The 18450-nt window shown below is 44.2% G+C and carries 20 protein-coding genes; 7 read left to right on the forward strand and 13 right to left on the reverse strand.

Translation table 11 applies throughout. The annotated features are described in order from the left end of the window. Window positions 1-13 precede the first annotated feature (13 nt). The 5 genes from X939_RS22665 to X939_RS0119475 all read right to left on the reverse strand — a co-directional run bounded on the left by X939_RS22665 (window position 14) and on the right by X939_RS0119475 (window position 4735). Window positions 14-604, reverse strand: coding sequence for a pseudouridine synthase (locus tag X939_RS22665; RefSeq protein WP_044200100.1), 591 nt, complete (start codon window positions 602-604; stop codon window positions 14-16). Window positions 605-723: 119 nt separating this feature from the next. After that, the gene (locus tag X939_RS0119460; RefSeq protein ID WP_131694637.1) at window positions 724-1290 is read right to left on the reverse strand and encodes a GNAT family N-acetyltransferase; all 567 of its coding nucleotides are present in this window, start codon (window positions 1288-1290) and stop codon (window positions 724-726) included. Window positions 1291-1331: 41 nt separating this feature from the next. Next, window positions 1332-2102: an exodeoxyribonuclease III gene (locus tag X939_RS0119465; protein WP_025764959.1), complete on the reverse strand. Its 771-nt coding sequence runs from the start codon at window positions 2100-2102 to the stop codon at window positions 1332-1334. A gap of 22 nt (window positions 2103-2124) precedes the next feature. Beyond that, entirely contained in the window at window positions 2125-3954 is a 1830-nt protein-coding gene (locus X939_RS0119470) for a hypothetical protein (RefSeq protein WP_131694636.1), read from the reverse strand. Window positions 3955-4099: 145 nt separating this feature from the next. Then, window positions 4100-4735, reverse strand: coding sequence for a hypothetical protein (locus tag X939_RS0119475; protein WP_025764961.1), 636 nt, complete (start codon window positions 4733-4735; stop codon window positions 4100-4102). Between the two features lie 196 nt (window positions 4736-4931). On the opposite strand from X939_RS0119475, the gene X939_RS0119480 reads away from it, so the two are divergent. Further along, window positions 4932-5447, forward strand: a complete 516-nt coding sequence (locus tag X939_RS0119480) for a DUF4494 domain-containing protein (RefSeq protein ID WP_025764962.1) — start codon at window positions 4932-4934, stop codon at window positions 5445-5447. Window positions 5448-5496: 49 nt separating this feature from the next. Here X939_RS0119480 and X939_RS0119485 read toward each other — a convergent pair whose 3' ends face one another. Beyond that, window positions 5497-6231: a hypothetical protein gene (locus X939_RS0119485; protein ID WP_025764963.1), complete on the reverse strand. Its 735-nt coding sequence runs from the start codon at window positions 6229-6231 to the stop codon at window positions 5497-5499. Window positions 6232-6284: 53 nt separating this feature from the next. Further along, the gene (locus X939_RS0119490; RefSeq protein WP_025764964.1) at window positions 6285-7634 is read right to left on the reverse strand and encodes an OmpA family protein; all 1350 of its coding nucleotides are present in this window, start codon (window positions 7632-7634) and stop codon (window positions 6285-6287) included. Window positions 7635-7807: 173 nt separating this feature from the next. Between X939_RS0119490 and X939_RS0119495 the strand changes: the two genes are divergently transcribed. Next, window positions 7808-8605, forward strand: a complete 798-nt coding sequence (locus X939_RS0119495; RefSeq protein ID WP_025764965.1) for a UDP-2,3-diacylglucosamine diphosphatase — start codon at window positions 7808-7810, stop codon at window positions 8603-8605. Between the two features lie 20 nt (window positions 8606-8625). Here X939_RS0119495 and X939_RS0119500 read toward each other — a convergent pair whose 3' ends face one another. The 4 genes from X939_RS0119500 to X939_RS0119515 all read right to left on the reverse strand — a co-directional run bounded on the left by X939_RS0119500 (window position 8626) and on the right by X939_RS0119515 (window position 11466). After that, entirely contained in the window at window positions 8626-9375 is a 750-nt protein-coding gene (locus X939_RS0119500; protein ID WP_025764966.1) for a carboxypeptidase-like regulatory domain-containing protein, read from the reverse strand. A 91-nt stretch (window positions 9376-9466) separates the two neighbouring features. Further along, the gene (locus tag X939_RS0119505) at window positions 9467-10300 is read right to left on the reverse strand and encodes a phosphatidate cytidylyltransferase (RefSeq protein ID WP_025764967.1); all 834 of its coding nucleotides are present in this window, start codon (window positions 10298-10300) and stop codon (window positions 9467-9469) included. Then, window positions 10272-10493, reverse strand: a complete 222-nt coding sequence (locus tag X939_RS0119510) for a putative signal transducing protein (RefSeq protein WP_025764968.1) — start codon at window positions 10491-10493, stop codon at window positions 10272-10274. The genes X939_RS0119505 and X939_RS0119510 overlap by 29 nt, the downstream gene beginning before the upstream one ends. Window positions 10494-10509: 16 nt before the next feature. After that, entirely contained in the window at window positions 10510-11466 is a 957-nt protein-coding gene (locus tag X939_RS0119515) for a CPBP family intramembrane glutamic endopeptidase (RefSeq protein ID WP_025764969.1), read from the reverse strand. A 120-nt stretch (window positions 11467-11586) separates the two neighbouring features. Between X939_RS0119515 and dusB the strand changes: the two genes are divergently transcribed. The 4 genes from dusB to frr all read left to right on the forward strand — a co-directional run bounded on the left by dusB (window position 11587) and on the right by frr (window position 14452). Then, on the forward strand, window positions 11587-12576 hold the full coding sequence (gene dusB, locus X939_RS0119520) for a tRNA dihydrouridine synthase DusB (RefSeq protein ID WP_025764970.1): 990 nt from the start codon (window positions 11587-11589) through the stop codon (window positions 12574-12576). After that, a complete protein-coding gene (locus tag X939_RS0119525; RefSeq protein WP_025764971.1) occupies window positions 12570-13085 on the forward strand; it encodes an acyl-CoA carboxylase biotin carboxyl carrier protein subunit in 516 nt (171 codons plus the stop codon). The genes dusB and X939_RS0119525 overlap by 7 nt, the downstream gene beginning before the upstream one ends. Before the next feature lie 65 nt (window positions 13086-13150). Then, window positions 13151-13870 carry a UMP kinase gene (gene pyrH / locus X939_RS0119530; protein ID WP_025764972.1) on the forward strand — a complete coding sequence of 240 codons (720 nt, stop codon included), beginning with the start codon at window positions 13151-13153 and terminating at the stop codon, window positions 13868-13870. A 21-nt stretch (window positions 13871-13891) separates the two neighbouring features. Then, a complete protein-coding gene (gene frr / locus X939_RS0119535) occupies window positions 13892-14452 on the forward strand; it encodes a ribosome recycling factor (protein ID WP_025764973.1) in 561 nt (186 codons plus the stop codon). Between the two features lie 63 nt (window positions 14453-14515). Here frr and X939_RS0119540 read toward each other — a convergent pair whose 3' ends face one another. Then, entirely contained in the window at window positions 14516-15508 is a 993-nt protein-coding gene (locus tag X939_RS0119540; RefSeq protein WP_025764974.1) for a UDP-glucuronic acid decarboxylase family protein, read from the reverse strand. A gap of 160 nt (window positions 15509-15668) precedes the next feature. After that, window positions 15669-16991, reverse strand: a complete 1323-nt coding sequence (locus tag X939_RS0119545; RefSeq protein WP_025764975.1) for a UDP-glucose dehydrogenase family protein — start codon at window positions 16989-16991, stop codon at window positions 15669-15671. A gap of 206 nt (window positions 16992-17197) precedes the next feature. On the opposite strand from X939_RS0119545, the gene X939_RS0119550 reads away from it, so the two are divergent. Next, a complete protein-coding gene (locus tag X939_RS0119550; protein WP_025764976.1) occupies window positions 17198-18361 on the forward strand; it encodes an acyl-CoA dehydrogenase family protein in 1164 nt (387 codons plus the stop codon). Window positions 18362-18450 lie beyond the last annotated feature (89 nt).

An 18450-nucleotide genomic window follows, 5' to 3' on the forward strand; every position in this document is an offset into this window, starting at 1 on the left:
GTCAAATATCCAATTATCGATACAGTTTAGGAAGATCCTCTTTTGGAAGCTCCAGCACTTGACCTGGCAGGCTTATTCTATAGTCAGCCAGGTTGACCGAGCCTATAGCCTGCCTTACAAGCCGCAAGGTAGGAAGGCCCGCCGCCGCCGTCATTTTACGCACCTGCCTGTTCTTACCTTCATGAATGATCAGTTCCAGCCAGGAAGTAGGAACTGTTTTACGAAAGCGCACTGGCGGAGTCCTTTCCGGCAGTTGCGGCTCTTCAATAGCTCTGGCTCGTGCGGGTAAGGTTTTGTATTGTTTCCCATTGATAGAAATCATAACCCCCTTTCGAAGCTGGGCACAAGCCTCCGGGTCTACCATACCCTCGACCTGAGCGATATAGGTTTTGGAATGTTTATTTTTGGGATCCAAAAGCTTTGTCTTCAAAAAATTATCATTGGTCAGTAGTAACAGCCCTTCACTGTCGGCATCCAATCGTCCTACAGGATAAATATCTTTGTCAAAGGAATAATCCAAATCGGCCAACGTAGCATGCTCCCCTTCCCGGCTAAACTGCGACAACATGCCAAAAGGCTTATAGATAATATAATACTGGTACATTAAATTACAAATTTATAAATCATCATATTATGTCGGTGGCTTGCTCCCAACCTAGCCCCATATTCAAAAGACAGCCGACCTGAGTATATGCCAATCAGGTCTTATTCCCCATTCCTGAATTAGGAATTAAGCTGTAAATGTTCCATCATCTTCCCCATTAACGGCTTTTCTTTTTTTACCTCAAAACCCAAATTTAAATATAAACGCCTGGCTCTGGAGTTCTCCATATCTACTAACAGGCCGAGCGTCCCCTTTTGCCGGACTACATACCGGTCAATCAGCGTCTTCAACAAAGTGGATCCGAGTCCTTGGCCCTGATAATTAGGGTCAACGCCTAAGGTATCGATATACCATTCTCCCACCTCCGATTCGTCTTCAGGAGTGAATGGTAAATGTAGTTGCTGGTTAATATATTCAGCAATCGGACGGCGTAAGTGCGGCAGGTAAGCCCCGTTATATACATTGACCACTGCGATTACCCTACCCTTATGTTCCGCCACCAAACAATTTTCATAGGAATATTGATTGGCAGGCAATGCAGTAAAATAATTTAAGAACGCCAGAGCCTTAGCCTCATTTTGATCATGAATAAATGCGGATACAATTTCTCGCATAGCCAAAAGTAGGAGCCGGGCAATGGACCCTGCATCTGCTGCCTGGGCATCTCTTATGATAATATCTTTCATGGATCAGAAAAAAGGGCAGTCACCCATTCAGGTTACGTACTTTAAAGTACCTCTATATCGACCCATACCGGGCAGTGGTCGGAATGAACGGCATCGTTAAACTGACGGCTGCCTCGAATTCGGTCTTTAAGGGGTTCAGATACGGAGATATAATCGATACGCCAGCCTTTATTATTAGCCCGGGCCCCCGCCCGGTAAGTCCACCAACTATATTCGGTAAGGTCCGGATTAAGATAACGAAAAGAATCCAGCTGACCACTTTCAAACCACCGGGTCATCCAGGCTCTCTCTTCCGGCAAAAAGCCCGAGGACTTCTGATTTCCTTTCGGATTGTGGATATCCATTTCCGTATGGGCGATATTATAATCCCCACAAATAATCAGATTAGGTCTTTCTTTCTTAAGGGCTTCTACCCAGATAAAAAAGTCATCTAAAAATTGCATTTTCAAGGTTTGCCTCACATCCCCCGTTGTCCCGGATGGAAAGTAACAGTTCAAAACAGTGATGTCTCCGAAATCGGCTCGAAGAATGCGCCCCTCACTATCAAATACGGGAATCTGCATACCCATCGCAATAAAATCGGCAGGTATTTTTGAAAATATTGCTACCCCACTATAACCTTTTTTCTCGGCCGCATACCAGCCCACCAGCTGATATCCCAAGCCTTCGAATAGAGTTAAATCTACCTGGTCGGCTGTCGCTTTAACCTCTTGGAAACACAGCAGGTCAAAATTTTTGTCTCGAAGCCAATCGATCAGTCCATTTTTGATTGCAGCACGAATGCCGTTCACATTATAGGTTAGTATTTCCATGGTCTCTAATTTGTGGTGGGTGTTATTTAAGCTCTAATCGTTTGTTTGTATTCCAATAGGTCTGGGCACCATCATGCTCAGTAACCAGCCAAACCTGATAGCTCTGGCTACCTTTTGGTAGTTTGATTCGAAACAGGCCATAGCTATATGCTTCACTATAATAATTCTGACTGGACAACATGGTCACCCAATTATTTGGCACTGGAATTGCAGGTAACAGAAGCATCTGTTTCCCATTTTTCAATACAAAATACTGTAGTCGCTCCTTATTTAATGGTTGGGCCTCCAGGGTTAGATATAAGTCAGGCTGATTGTCCCAGCTCGTTCGCATGGTCGAGCGCACCTGAAACTGTCCAGGAAAAGGGCGGGTGGCGTTTTTGGTCTGGGCAAAACGAAGTAAAGCCTCTATTTCCTCAGGAACCTTCACCTTACTCACCCCATCCGCTTCAATAGCCGACATCAGCTCCTTCATCCGAGTAGGATGATTCCAGAAGGGTACATCACCATAATTATAGCCTTGTGTAAGGTATGTATGATGCTCTCGCCAGTAGTACCCGTCCAAGTCCAGTTCCGCATACTGTTTACGAACATCCACCAAGGTGCTATAGTAGCTATGAAAATGCAACAGCAACATACCTGCGCCAGTCAGAATTGAGGTCGCCATGAACCCTTTCCGCATGTTTTTCAACATAATTAGTACACAAAGGTACATGAGCGCCATGAGTACTACTCCAAAAATCATATAACGCCTAGAAAGTATGGCACCACCGTGCATAAAATATCCAGCTGAAGGCCTGCTAAGTACGAACATGGCTCCCGTTCCCATTATAAACATAATGGCGCCCAACAGAAAGTAATAGGACCAGTGGAGACGGGGGATAATCAGCAGGCGGAGAAGCCAGAACAATAAAATGATGGTAAAAATGAAGCCCAATATGGCACACCAGACCATGTCTGGGTGAAAATAGCTAACCAGGGGATGAGGCACATTCAGATACAATGCATTACCCCAAAAACCCCATAACAGCAGCAAATTATATATAGGGTGCTTCAACACACTTTCACTTTCTGACTGAATAATGGTATAATCATAAGTGAAGTAAAAGAAGACAATTGCGGTCGCTAACACCACCCACACCACCAGGCCCCTGTACGATTTCTGGTAAACCAAAAATAACACACCGATGACCCATACCAACAAGCCACTGCCACTTATAAAAGTCGTTACGATTGCGGAAATCAGGGCTAGGACATACCCACCCCGACTCATAAGGCTGAGACCATATACGGTAATAAAAGCCATCAGAATCAGGGGCGTGTTCTGAATGGCAGCGATCCCCCAGAACGCATTTTCACTGTAAACCAGATTAAACAGTATATAGGGGACGGGGATAAAAAAGTACCAATGAATTTTCTCGGAAAGTAAGGTTTTATAAAACAGGAACAGAATCCCTACCATTGCCAGATTACCAAGGATTATCAAGGTAGGTAAATGAACGGTTCCGGTAGAATAAAAAAGAATGAGCATCACGATTCTTTCAAAAGCAAAGCGATGTTGATTCACCTGTTCGAACAGAGCGCTGGTATATTCCTGCCAACCATCGGCCCTGTGTAATTTGGAAATGGTTTCAAACAGATTGTAGTCATCCGTAAAAGGAACTGTACTGGTATGGGTCCACAGCAACAGAAAGAAATAGAAGACAGGAACAACCATCAAAACCAGGGCTAATGGCGACCGCAAAGCATGTAAAGAGGAAATTCTATGGCTAAGTCCGAATAAGACAAAGAGCAAAATTACCAGCATTACATACTGGGGAAAAAGCGGATTCAATATAAATGTGCTACACAACATGGGGATGCATATTAGGCCTAAAATAAGGGACCTCCCACACCTCGAGGGTATAGAAGGTCCTTTGTCATTTACCGTGGCTGGTATAGTAATCTGGTATTAATTCCCATAGAAATACAGGAGACCTATCCAGTCAATTTTTATATGATCAGCGGGACACTCCTGTAAGCATCTCGGCGGTAATCTCTTTTTCAAATGTAATATATCCAGGATAGTTAAGCTTTTTACCTCCCAGATCCAAAGTCGGCTTCACCTTTACCACAAACTTGGTAGGATCCGCATCCTTTTTTCCTGACAGGGCCGAAATCATATTAATAAGCTCATCCCGGGTATCGTTATTGGAAACCAAATCATAAACATTGGCCTTCAGTTGAATGGGAACACGGGTACTACCAGTCCCCGGCATTACCTCAATCAGCCGACTTAAATAGCCATTAAATATTTCACTATCGGTCAACAGTACTTTGTATTCTATCTGATTGACGGCGGCACGACGGCGGGTAGGATTGGTAATATCTATATTGACACGAAGGTCTAAAGGAATATCCTTCCGCAATAACGCCAGCCCCAGTTTGGGATATTTAGCCATGTCAAAATCACTGATGCTTTTAATATTCTTGAACTCCCGGATATCGATCCCGGCAAGATATACGCTATCTACCGACGCTAAGTCGTATTTACATTCGCCAAAGGTTTTGGCTTCGGAGACCTGCTTGCTTACACCACAGGCACTCATAAAGTACACTGTAGCCAGCATGGCCACCATCCATAATTGTCGTTTCATGTTTGTTGTTAATTTTCTTGCAAGATATAAAGTCCCATTCATAACGCATAGCGTATGCAGAGATTATTCCACGGAGCCCATTAGTTTTGAACCTGACCTTATGGTGCTTCACCACGACCCTCAAAAAACGGTTTGCACGCCAAGGCCTAAGAATATACCTTTGTATTTTTCACACTTAAATTAATCGAAATAAAGCATGGCGAGCTGGTATTTAGGAAAAATTCGTTACCAAAAAGAAGATGAGGCAGGGAGTTTGAAGACCATCAACGAAGCCTACTTGGTAGATGCCGTGTCATATACTGAAGCAGAAGCGCGGTTGTATAGTCAAATTGTTACACATGCAAGTGACTTTACGGTCATGAGTATCTCTAAAATGCGACTCGCCGATCTTTTCACTTACGAAGCAGGAGATCAGTGGTTCAAGGTGAAGGTAATCTACTTCTCAGTAGACGAGCGAAGCGGGAAGGAAAAGAAGGTTGTCAATTATATGCTTATCAATGCAGATGGTATTCACCAGGGGCTTGAGCGAATGACCGATAGCTTGAAAACCATGTTGATCCCCTACGAGATCACCGATATTAACCTTACTCCTATCCTGGATGTATTCCCCTACTCTTCAGAAGAAGACAAGGAGGAAGAGATACCTGCAAATCTCAGACCTCTGTCAGAGGTAATGGCCGAGCAACAGGCAGCAGCAACTTCTGCCGAATAAGGAGTTAAACTATAAACAGCATCCTGAAACTGCGTTTCAGGATGCTGTTTTAATCCGCAATTATTATTTCCCGGTAGGGTGAAATATTCACCGTTACAGGGCTTGCTTCAATACGATTCAGCTGAATGTTCACCTCTTTGGATTCATAGGACATCAGGAGTTGATTCTTACCCAACAGATCTATAAAATCGAAAGATACAGGCAAACTCGCTGTCCCTTCCATCAATTCAAAGCCATACAAATGGGTGACGCTGAAAGGAGTTTGAAGCAACCACATCTTGTCGGAAGTTTCGGAACGCGGAAACGCACGAACATATTCCAATGCCGGCCATCCGTAAATCACCTTGTTGCTCCCTGTGGGTGTACAAAACTCCTGAAAGTCCGACACGCGTTGTTGCAGGGTTTCTGGATCGGACTTTACTTCCACCACCATCTGTTTTATCCTGAATTTCTTTCCCGCCTCGTCTAACCCACAGGAAATGAATTTGCCATCGGCAAAGCCTAAAATAAAATCGAAATCCGAAGCCGTTTGCCCAAATGACGTTTCCCTGAGAAAGCATAAGGTCCCTGTGGTAAGGTCCAGACCAATCTCCAGCGTCCCTTTGCGTCCCTCATTACGTTGGTCGTAATCATATATCAGTTTATGACCAAAATAGTATTGCCCCTTTTCTGGTTTCCACTGAAGAGCCCTCCGCTTGTCCGGTGTGAGTTTGTCGGCGGGCTGGGCAAATAAGGAGCCTAATGTGAACCAAAGAATTCCTAATAACGGTGTTATTTTTAACATGATGATGAACCGGAAAAATTGAACTACAAAGTTGACAATTTTCCTTGAATCCACTACAGCTTTATAAATTCAACCCTTCTATTATTCGCTTTGCCTTCAGCACTGGTATTGGGAGAAACAGGCTCCATCTCCCCTTTTCCATCCGCCTCTAACCTTTCTTTAGCTATTCCAAAGTCGGAGATCAATGCCTGCTTCACCGATTCAGCCCTTTTTTTGGAAAGGAGTAGATTACTGGAATCATCTCCGTCTGAGTCCGTATGACCGACAATATTTACTTTCACGCCTGCATTTTCTGAAAGGACACCAGCGATCTCCTTCAATACTCCAAAGGAGGCAGGCTTGATCGTTGCTGAATTCACATCGAAAAGAATTCCTGTGGTGGAAAACTTTCCTTCTGTAATCAGCTTTGAACGCGTGTCGGGAGCGCCCACCGCGAGGCGTAGATTGGATATAAAATACCGATCCGACTCAACGGAATATCCGCCATTAGAGAAGGCTATAAAATTATACTCTACCTCGGGCATAAAGGCCCTGGGCAGGTCCCATACCTTGTAATCATCAACATATAAGCGTAGTCGCGACTTTTGCCTCCACACCGATACTTTCACCAGATTATGCTCTGGAACATGAAATGCGGGGAAACTCTTATCATTTTTCATTACTTCCTGCCCCTGTTCTTTCCCAAAGACTGTAAAGGCAGTATTCCCCTGGCTTCCTCCAGCATCTTTGGGGTGGAGCCCTACCTCCAAGCCATTATTTTTATAGCCGTTATAACTGCCCCAATGGCCAAATTCTGCCTGGGGATTTTCTACTCTGGCAATAATAGTCCTCAATACGGCAGTATAAAAACTTAGCTCGGAGGTACAGGCGAGGTCAAACTCTAAAGTGAAATTTTCGGGTAAGCTCTTTATAAATTCCGGATGAAACACCCCCTCTGGACCAAGCATTAACCATTTCCCCTCCGTCCCCTCAATGGTGACAATTTCTCCGGAAGAATTGGTATTCCATTTGGCAGGAAAATCCCCAACGGCATCCTGAGAGAAATCTTCAAAGGCCACCACCTTTTCTCCCGGGATAAAATCAAATTTACTGTAGGACTTAAGATCCATCCGCCTAATGGCAGTACCAGCTTCGGTTTGACTTTCGGGGGTAGGTTCGCTCACTGTTCTGTCTTCGGAATCCTGATTTGTCGATTTCTCCTTCTTATCTTTTTTCTTAAATAAGCTACCAATACCCTCTTCAATTTTATCAAAACCTTTATCAACGGCCTGGTCTATCTTCCGATTTGCTCTGTTTTCGGCTTGCCGCTCGGCTACCTTTCCCGGATCATTGATCCTGATCTGGGCCTGCAGGTTAGGTAGGGTAACTAAAATTGTTCCTATTAGTAAAAGTGCGTTTTTCATGCTCAAGAATTCGTTATGAAATTCATTTCCAGTTCAAGTTGATGCAATGAATTTATGGAAACCCGATGAGGTATGCTACAGCTACTTAGTAAATGGTACGGATCAGGGGCAATATGTTCCTTTAGGCTGATTAACCAGAAGATCGTAACTTGCAGCCGTATCTATTTTCTTGTATGGAGTTCAATTTCGAAACAAAGACCATTGCCCTGACAGAAGGCAAGAAGTTGTATTTTTCTTCTGATTATCATTTAGGTGTTCCCACCCCAGCTGCCAGCAGAGACAGAGAACGCAAGATTGTTGCTTGGCTTGAAAGCATACGTTCCGATGCTCAGGTTATATTTCTGGTAGGTGACATTTTTGATTTCTGGTTTGAGTACCGGCATGCCGTTCCCAAAGGGTCCATACGATTATTAGGCAAACTAGCAGAACTTGCCGATCAGGGCATAGAAATGATCATCTTTACTGGAAATCACGATATGTGGATGTCGGGTTACCTTACGGACGAATTGGGAGCCACCATCTACCGAAACCCGGTTTCATTTACAATTACTCATTCGTCTGGTTCGGTGCGTAACTTACTGGTCGGACATGGGGATGGCCTCGGCCCCGGGGACCATACCTATAAATTCCTGAAAAAAATATTTGAAAATCGCTTTTTCCAAGGTCTGTTTCGATTTGTGCATCCTGACATCGGTATAGGCATAGCGAAAGCATGGTCCAGGAGGAGCAGACTCGCCAATGTAAATAAAGGTGAAGAGCGCTTTATGGGGGAAGATAAGGAATGGCTTCTTATATACTGTCAGAAGGTAGAACAGCGGCAGCACCACGATTATTATATATTCGGTCACCGCCACTTGGTTCTCGATCTGCCGGTAAATAACCACAGTCGCTACATCAACCTGGGTGAATGGGTGAGCCAACAACATTATGCTCAATTCGATGGAAAAGCAACACGAATATTGTCCTTCTAAAGTACAATAGCTTTCAAACTTTATTCCTTTTTATTCTTATAGATGCTCTCCTCATCATTGGGTGCCAGAAAATCCTGGCTAGTGATAGTTTCCCTGGGGGTATTTCCTAGATCTCTGCGGAAGTCCTTCTTTTTCAAATCTCCATTCTTAACAGACTTGATAAAATTAGACCAGGCAAAGGGATTTAGGAATGGAAAAGAGGTAGCAAAGTTCTTATTGGCGGCCGACTCCCTACCAAACATCTGCTGGTCCATGGTGTAGCGATAGTTTGTTTGGGCATTGTTTGGAACTTGCGAGGCCATGCGGTTAATATAATCGATGTCGGTACTCCGAGCCAAAGCGTCCCGGTCGGCCTGATCGGGAAGTTTCAAGGCTAGGAAAGCCTTTTTAAATTCTTCTTCTGTAGCATAAGGGTAAATTCGAACCTCCGAAAGCAATTGGACGTCTTCCTGCATCGCTACAATAGCCGAATAAGTGTTGGCGTTATAACCTCTGGGTATTTTATGATACTGTTTTTTATACCCTACGTAACTATAGACGATGCTATCACCTGGAAATACGGGAATGGTAAATGAGCCTCCAGCATCCGCCAGTGTTCCCTTCCCCGCCCTAGGAATGAAGATATAGGCACCAGGGAGCCGTTCACTAGATTTGCCTCCTACTACGATACCAGTAAAAATAATGGCTTTCTGCTCTCCCTGAGCACGTAATTCATGCTGCCCTAGGGCAAGAGCCAAAATTAAAAATATGATTACGATACTATGTCTCATTCTTCCAAAAAAATACTCAAACGTCTCATGCCGTCTGAAGGGTTATGAATATATGCTTACAACGTTTAAAACACCGTTGCTATGTCTTCTACTAGGGAAATATCTTTATAAAAGTAACGATAAAGGGAGCTGAAAGCAATAAGCCATCGAACCGATCAAGGAATCCCCCATGTCCGGGAATACTCGTCCCGGAGTCCTTGATGGCAATACTCCTTTTAAACAGAGACTCTACCAAGTCACCATAAGTACCCACCACTACAATAATCGCACCAATACAAAACCACTTCCAAGGTTCATAGGTGGTAAAGAAGAGTCCTAGCAAAAATGCTATCAGGGTGGCGAAAGCAGCGCTTCCCATGGCCCCTTCCCACGATTTTTTCGGAGAGATTCTTTCAAAAAGTTTGCGTTTCCCAAATTTGGTTCCTGCGAAATAACCGCCAATGTCAGAAGCCCAAAGTAGCAGGAGACTGCCTAAGACAATTTCATAATTATAGCTGCTACCTCCAAGTGCGAGAACAATGATCAAAGAAAAGGGCAGAGCCACGTAGATGATCCCTAAAAACGTAAAGCCAATATTCATAAATGGCTTAAGATCACGTTTTTTATATAGTTTGATAAAAAATATCATGGACAGTACGGGGCTGATCAGGAAGTAATTCTCAAAGGGAACAACCCCCTGTTCAATCAGGTACGTGAGAATCATCAAAACTGTGCCACAAAAGGTCCCATAATAAGTTAGCGGTTGATTTCCGTCTAAGCCCAAAAGTTTATAAAATTCCATTTGGGTAAGCCCACTAATGGTACAGAACAACAAAAAACAGGTCCAATCGCTATAAAGAATACAACCAATAATGATGAATACCCCAATCAGGCCTGTAATAGTCCGTTGCTGCAGGTTACTCAGATTGTTCAGTCGACTCTTCATTCTTTACAATAAGTTGGGCATTTACAAGATCGGAAGCACGAACCAGTACCTCAGCATTACCTAGGAAAGGATAGCTACTATCCTGTTTGTTGACGATGACTGCAGGTACACCTCCCTGCTCAAGTAGTTCCCGCATCACTTCTGCCCGCATCAATCGTTCACTCTTAAATACGGTTATCCAATTTTCTTCCATTCTCTACTAGTATTTACTAATTTTGTTTAATATCCCGAAGGCCTTTTCCTGCCCTGTTGATCCGGTATAAAACATATAGGGTACTCAATAACGACACAAAAACTGTCAATATCGGCATTGTTTTCGTTTCTTCAATATTTATTTCAAGGACTTTTACATTATAGAGGTAAACCATCAACAGTACAAAACCATTATTAACAAAGTGTGCCAGCACTGCTACCCAGATATTTCCCGACCAGTAATATAGATATCCAAACAAGGCTCCAAGGAGCATACGGGGTAGAAAACCATAAAATTGAAAATGGATGGCACTAAATATGGCTGCGGCGGTCCATATAGCTATATGGATATTCCATGTCTCGGCCAATTTTCGCTGTATAATACCTCTGAATATAAATTCCTCCCCCGCTGCAGGAAGCAAGACGACCACAACCATAGCGATGAGTAACTGTCCAAATTGGTCGTAGGTCGTAAGAAACTTGGTTAACACCTCCATTTGAGACTCTTTTTCCCGCATCCAGCGTTCAATTCCCGAGAAGGCATCGGGGAACTTCATGGCCTGATTCCATTCTATAAATTTCCCATTTAAGGGAATGAAAAGCAAAACCACCAATAATGCTAAAATAAGTATCTGAAGACTTAATTCTGGCTGGGTATTAATCTGTCGGATATTTCTCCTTTCGATCCAGTATATAAACAAGAGGGAAGGTAGAAGGTAAGAAAAGAAGTGTACCATGCCCTGAAAAAGCATCATCATATACCAACCATCAGGGACATTGGCCGGGGAATACATGAGCTGATTAATCAGATCAGCCGTTCCTTCGAGGTCGGTGCCCGACATAGCCGTAAGAAGCCATACTGCCAACAAATTGCCGACCGCCATGCCAATCAACACGAAGCCAACCAGAATCAATAAACTACTTCCCGTGCCCGAAACCCGGGATTCCATTAAATTTGGAGAATTTTTAAGCATAATTGGTGTAAATTTACAGCTAATTCTGTATTGTAAAAATAATGCTTAGGCCTGGAGGAAACTATTCTTTGGCCAAAGCCTTACAAAAACGGGTCCAAAACCCGGCTCTTTATTATCGACATGGTGAAAATTGGAAAAATAGAACTGGGCGATTTCCCACTCTTACTGGCTCCTATGGAAGACGTAAGCGATCCCCCTTTTCGTGCAGTGTGTAAGGAACATGGGGCCGACCTGATGTATACCGAGTTCGTTTCTTCGGAAGGACTCATACGTGACGCAGTAAAAAGTCGGAAGAAACTCGATATTTTCGAATACGAAAGACCTGTAGGCATACAACTCTTTGGCAGCGATATAGAAACAATGGGCTCCTGTGCGGACATAGCCACCCAGGTAAATCCTGATTTGATCGACATCAACTACGGTTGTCCGGTAAAAAACGTCGCCTGTAAGGGTGCTGGTGCCGCGCTGCTTCAGGACATCCCCAAAATGGTAAAAATGACCGAAGCTGTCGTCAAATCTACCCATTTGCCGGTTACTGTCAAGACACGTCTCGGATGGGATGAGTCTACTAAAAACATTACAGAAGTAGCGGAAAGACTTCAAGACATCGGCATACAAGCCTTGTCCATACATGGGCGTACCCGTGTACAAATGTACAAAGGTGAGGCCGACTGGTCGCTCATCGCCAGGGTAAAAGAAAATAGCCGTATTCAGATTCCAATTTTTGGTAATGGAGACATTGATTCACCGGAAAAAGCGGTGGAATATAAAAATCGGTACGGCGTGGATGGGGTAATGATTGGCAGGGCTTCTATTGGCAACCCCTGGATATTTGACGATATTAAATATTTTATAAAGACCGGCCAGAGACGCCCCAGCCCTGCAGTTGCCAATCGGGTAGCTACCTGCCAAAAGCACCTAGACTTTTCAATTAGATGGAAGGGACCGGTTCTGGGAATTTTAGAAATGAGGCGCCATTATACGAATTATTTCCGAGGTATGGATCATTTCAAACCCTTCCGCATGCGGTTGGTAGAATCCATGTCTTACGACGAAATATGTGAGATACTTCAAGAAGTCAGTCACCATTATTCAGAGATAGCATGCTAAAAGTGGAAGTCACAGGGTCCGGTGCAGGAGACAAGCGTATTTTTGAGTTGTCTCATGAAGAGGGTAAATTACTGATCAATGGGGAAATTTTCTCAGGAGACCTTATCAAGCTCTCCGACCGGCACTATCATCTACTATGGGAACACCGGTCCTATGATATCGACATTATTGATTATGACGGGGAGGGCAAAGTGGGCAAGATGCTGATTAATGGGGTAGAACTGCAAACCCGCTCCCAAACCAGTTTGGACCTGCTACTCGAATCTATGGGCATGCAAGCTGGGAAAAGCAAAAAGCTGAATGTCCTTCGAGCTCCCATGCCCGGCCTGATCCAGTCTTTGTCTATAAACGAAGGTGAAGAAGTGGCCCCAGGCGACAACCTTCTCGTTCTGGTAGCCATGAAAATGGAAAACGTGCTCAAAGCTACGGGCAGCGGAAAGGTAAAATCTATAAAAGTTCTTCCGGGCGAAATCGTTGAGAAAAACCAGGTATTGATGGAGTTTCATTAAATAACTTGGTTTTCTGACCTACCTACCCTTATTTTTACGCGAAATAAACAGCAAAAACGAAAAAAATGTCACAACTAAAGTATAAACGAATTCTGCTTAAGCTCAGCGGGGAGGCTCTTAATGGAGGTGATAAGGGTCAGGTAATTGACTTCAATATTCTGGATAGCTATGCTGTTGAAATTAAAAAAGTAGCTGATGCCGGCGTGCAGATTGCTGTAGTAATCGGAGGTGGAAATATCTTCAGGGGTGCATCGGTTGAAAACTCAGGAATTGATCGTGTCCAGGGAGATCATATGGGCATGTTGGCCACCGTCATTAATGGAATGGCCATTCAAAGCTCCCTGGAGAAGCATGGCCTGAAAACTCGCTTGATGTCGGCAATTAAAATGGAACAGGTCTGTGAGCCGTTAATCCGCCGAAGAGCCATTCGCCACTTAGAAAAGGGCCGTGTGGTAATTTTTGGTGCCGGAACCGGTAATCCTTACTTCACCACAGACACCACGGCAGGCCTAAGAGCCGTTGAATCAGAAGCAGAAGTTGTACTTAAAGGAACACGCGTTGACGGAGTCTACACGGCTGATCCGGAGAAAGATTCATCTGCAGTAAAGTATGATAACTTATCGTTTGACGAAGCGCTTTCAAAAAATCTGAAAATTATGGATTTGACTGCCTTTACGCTTTGCAAGGAAAATAATGTTCCCATTATAGTGTTTGACATGAACAAGCCTGGAAATCTCTACGATCTTGTAATGGGCCAGACCGTAGGAACGCTTATTTCGAACTAACGTAAAATAAAATATATAAGAATGGAAGAGATAGAATTATATCTGGAAGATGCCCAACAAACTATGGAAGGCGCCATAAAACATTTGCTGATCGAACTGGGTAAGATACGTGCCGGAAAGGCTACCCCCCAAATGCTCGAGGGCTTACAGATCGAATACTATGGCTCAATGACACCAATTCAGAATGTAGCGACCATAAATACCCCAGATGCACGGACCATCGCTATTCGGCCATTTGAAAAGAAAATTATTAACGACATCGAAAAGGCAATTCGTAATGGTAATCTGGGCTTCGCTCCCTCCAATGACGGGGAAATGATCCGCATCTCCGTTCCTCCTCTGAACGAAGAGCGCCGGCGGGAGCTGGTAAAGCGTGCCAAAGTAGAAATTGAAACGGCAAAAATCAACGTTCGAAATATCCGTCAGGACGCTAATAACTCGCTTCGTAAACTAACGAAAGAGGGGGTAGCCGAAGACATGGTAAAGATGGGCGAAGATCGGGTACAGAAGCTGACCGACACTTATGTTTCGAAAATAGAGCAGATTCTTTCTTTGAAGGAAAAAGAAATTATGGAGGTATAGTCTACCCTATTATAAATGTTAAAAAAGCCGGTTCGTAAACGAACCGGCTTTTTTAATGACTGCTTATTTTGTCTCGCTAAATGTTTCGAAGGCACGGTGATTAGACTCCTCGTATAACCTCTCCTTAGGCAGATTTCTGAAATAATCGTAAGTAAGCTTGAGTCCTTCCTCCCGCAATACCTTAGGTTCCCAACCCAGAATCTCGGTAGCCTTGCTGATATCGGGTTGCCGCTGCTTAGGATCGTCCTGTGGAAGGGGCTTGTAAATTACCTGCTGATCGGTACCGGTAAGTTTGATAATCTCTTCAGCAAATTCTTTAATGGTAATCTCAGCCGGATTTCCAATATTAACGGGCAGGGCATAATCGCTTAACAACAAACGATATATTCCTTCTACCAGATCGTCAACATAGCAGAATGACCGGGTTTGAGACCCATCCCCAAAGACCGTCAGATCTTCACCACGCAGTGCCTGCCCAATAAATGCTGGCAACACACGCCCATCATTGAGTCGCATACGAGGGCCATAGGTATTAAAGATCCTTACGATTCTCGTTTCCAGGCCGTGATAGCGATGGTATGCCATGGTAATGGCTTCCTGATAGCGCTTAGCCTCGTCGTAGCATCCGCGAGGGCCAATAGGGTTCACATGCCCCCAATACTCCTCAGTTTGAGGATGCACCAACGGATCGCCATACACTTCGGAAGTAGAGGCAATGATGAAACGTGCCTTTTTTACCCGGGCCAGCCCCAGCAAATTATGCGTTCCCATCGCTCCCACCTTCAAAGTCTGGATAGGGATTTTCAGATAGTCGATAGGGCTCGCTGGAGAGGCAAAATGCAAAATATAATCCAACTCACCTGGAACGTGCACATATTTCGTGACGTCGTGGTGGTAGAATTCAAAATTTGGATTGGGCATCAAATGTTCGATATTACGCATATCGCCAGTGATCAAATTGTCCATGCCAATCACATACATGCCTTCCTTCAAGAAGCGCTCACAAAGGTGAGAGCCTAAGAAGCCCGCTGCGCCTGTTATTAATACATGTTTCATTTAATGATTTTGCTTATTTATGTTTCAAATTCTAGTCAAAGACTAATATTAGGAAGATATTAGGGGATTATCCAGAAAATATTCCATTAATCACCTACTTATTATTGTTCACCTTCCCAAAATTAATCTTCCACTACCCCTTGGGAGGGCTACAGGACCTCTAGGCCTCTACCTGAACAACGCCTTCCCGACCTATACTGTAATAAGTGTAGCCCATTTCGCGCATCTGCTCAAGCTCGTACAAGTTACGACCATCAAAGATCACCTTATTTTTGAGCAATTTGCTCATCTTATCGAATTCAGGTGTACGGAACTGAGGCCATTCAGTAAAGATCATCAGTGCATCGGCATCGTCCAGGGCAGCATACGGAGTATGGCAATAGGTGATGCGGTCGCCTAGCACTCCTTTTACATTTTCCATTGCTTCCGGGTCGTATACGACAATATTGACACCAGCGTCTAGCAGGGCGTTTATATTTTCCAAGGCTGGAGCCTCGCGAATATCATCTGTATAGGGTTTAAAAGCGAGCCCCCAAATGGCCAGGGTCTTCCCTTTCAGGTCGTTTTGAAAATAATCCTGTACCATAGGAAGTAGCTTTTTCTTCTGATCCTCGTTGACCTCCATCACCGATTTTAAGATACGGAAATCGTAATCATAGTCGGCAGATGTTTTTGCCAAGGCTTGAACATCTTTGGGGAAGCAGCTGCCCCCATAACCGATTCCTGCGAAAAGAAACCTCTTGCCAATACGGCTGTCCGTACCAATTCCTCGCCGGATATCGTCCACATTGGCTCCTACCTTCTCGCAAAGATTAGCTATCTCATTCATAAAGGTAATCTTCATGGCTAGGAACGAGTTGGCCGCATATTTGGTCATTTCAGCTGAACGTTCATCCATAAAGATCACGGGATTGCCCTGCCGCACCAATGGTGCATAAAGCTTTTCCATGGTTTTTTTAGCTCTGTCGGAGGTGGTACCTACCACTACCCGATCTGGCTTCATAAAGTCTTCTACGGCAACTCCTTCCCGTAAGAATTCGGGGTTGGAAACCACATCAAAATCGACCTTCGCATTTTTAGCTATGGCGGCAGTCACCTTCTCCGCCGTGCCTACGGGAACTGTACTTTTGTCGATCACCACTGCGTAATGGTCCAACAGGTTACCCAAATCATCTGCCACCTTTAAAATGTATTTCAAGTCGGCAGAGCCATCTTCGCCAGGAGGCGTGGGCAGAGCCAGGAAAATTACTTCTGCTTCCTGAATCCCCTCAGCAAGGTTGGTTGTAAATTGTAAACGCCCTTCCGCCACATTGCGGTCAAATAATACATCCAGCCCAGGCTCATAAATGGGTATCTCCCCACTCTGAAGTTTTTTTATTTTTCTCTCATCAATATCGACACAAACCACCTGGTTTCCCGTTTCGGCGAAACAGGTTCCGGTCACTAACCCTACATATCCTGTTCCTACTACTGCAATTTTCATAAATTGTATATTGTTAAATCTGCAATGAAATGTTAAAACGGATAACAAAATTGTATTAAATTAAGTATCCACCCTTTGTATAGTGACGCAAAAGTAATTTTTTTAAATGAATCGGTATGGGTCAATTTTATTTTTGTTCGTAAATGGTACGGGAATTGCGTGGTTTTCTTTCTATAATTAGGAAAACAAATTAAAAATCAAACATCATGAGCAAGCTACAACACACTGAATCTGGCGAACATCGGGAGGAAAACTGTCGATTAATCCAAGAAACCGTTCGGGATTTCGCCCTAAAAAATATACAGCCCCATATCATGGAATGGGACGAATCCCAACATTTCCCAACCGAAGTATTTCATTCATTAGGGGAGCTAGGCCTGATGGGCATGCTCGTACCAGAGCAGTATGGAGGTGCAGGCTTGGGGTATCAGGAATATATCACGGCCATCATAGCACTTTCGAAGGTAGATCCTTCCATAGGCCTTTCTATGGCCGCTCATAACTCTTTATGTACCAACCATATTCTCATGTTTGGGAATGAGGATCAGAAAAACAAGTACCTCCCTAAGTTAGCCTCAGGCGAATGGATCGGAGCTTGGGGACTTACCGAGCCCAACACCGGATCGGACGCCGGGAATATGAAGACTACTGCCGTTCGGGATGGAGAGGACTGGATCTTAAATGGGGCTAAGAACTTTATTACCAATGGTCAAAGTGGCCGCGTTGCCGTGGTGATCACCCGTACCGGCGAACCAGGCGACAAGCATGGGGCTACCGCTTTTATCGTAGAGCATGGAACTCATGGGTTTACTTCAGGACGGAAAGAAAATAAGCTGGGTATGCGTGCTTCCGAAACCGTAGAGCTTCTTTTTGAAGACTGCAGAATTTCGGATTCCCAACGTCTGGGCCAGATTGGCGAAGGATTTATTCAGTCACTTAAAATACTCGACGGTGGCCGTATCTCCATTGCAGCACTGGGTGTAGGCACGGCCCTGGGCGCATATGAGGCCGCCTTAGCCTATTCCAAAGAGCGTCATCAGTTCGGAAAAGCCATTTCCTCTTTCCAAGGTATAGCCTTTAAGCTCGCAGATATGTATACTGATATACAGGCTTCCACGCTTTTAACTTTCCAGGCGGGGAAGGAAAAAGACCTAGGTCAGAAGGTGAGCTTATCTGGAGCAGTTGCCAAATATCACTCCTCCGAAACGGCGGTAAGGGTAGCCACCGAGGCCGTACAAATTTATGGGGGCTATGGTTTCACCAAAGATTATCCGGCCGAAAAGTTTTATAGGGACAGTAAATTATGTACCATCGGGGAAGGGACCAGCGAGATTCAAAAAATGGTAATATCCAAAGAAATACTTAAATAGATTATTGGGCTTACCGTCCATCCTTAGCTTTTACCGATAGCCCCCACGGCATCCACGTTCTTACCAGTTCTCTGGCATAAATGAGTTAT

It is taken from the genome of Dyadobacter tibetensis Y620-1 (assembly GCF_000566685.1).
Lineage (GTDB): Bacteria > Bacteroidota > Bacteroidia > Cytophagales > Spirosomataceae > Dyadobacter > Dyadobacter tibetensis.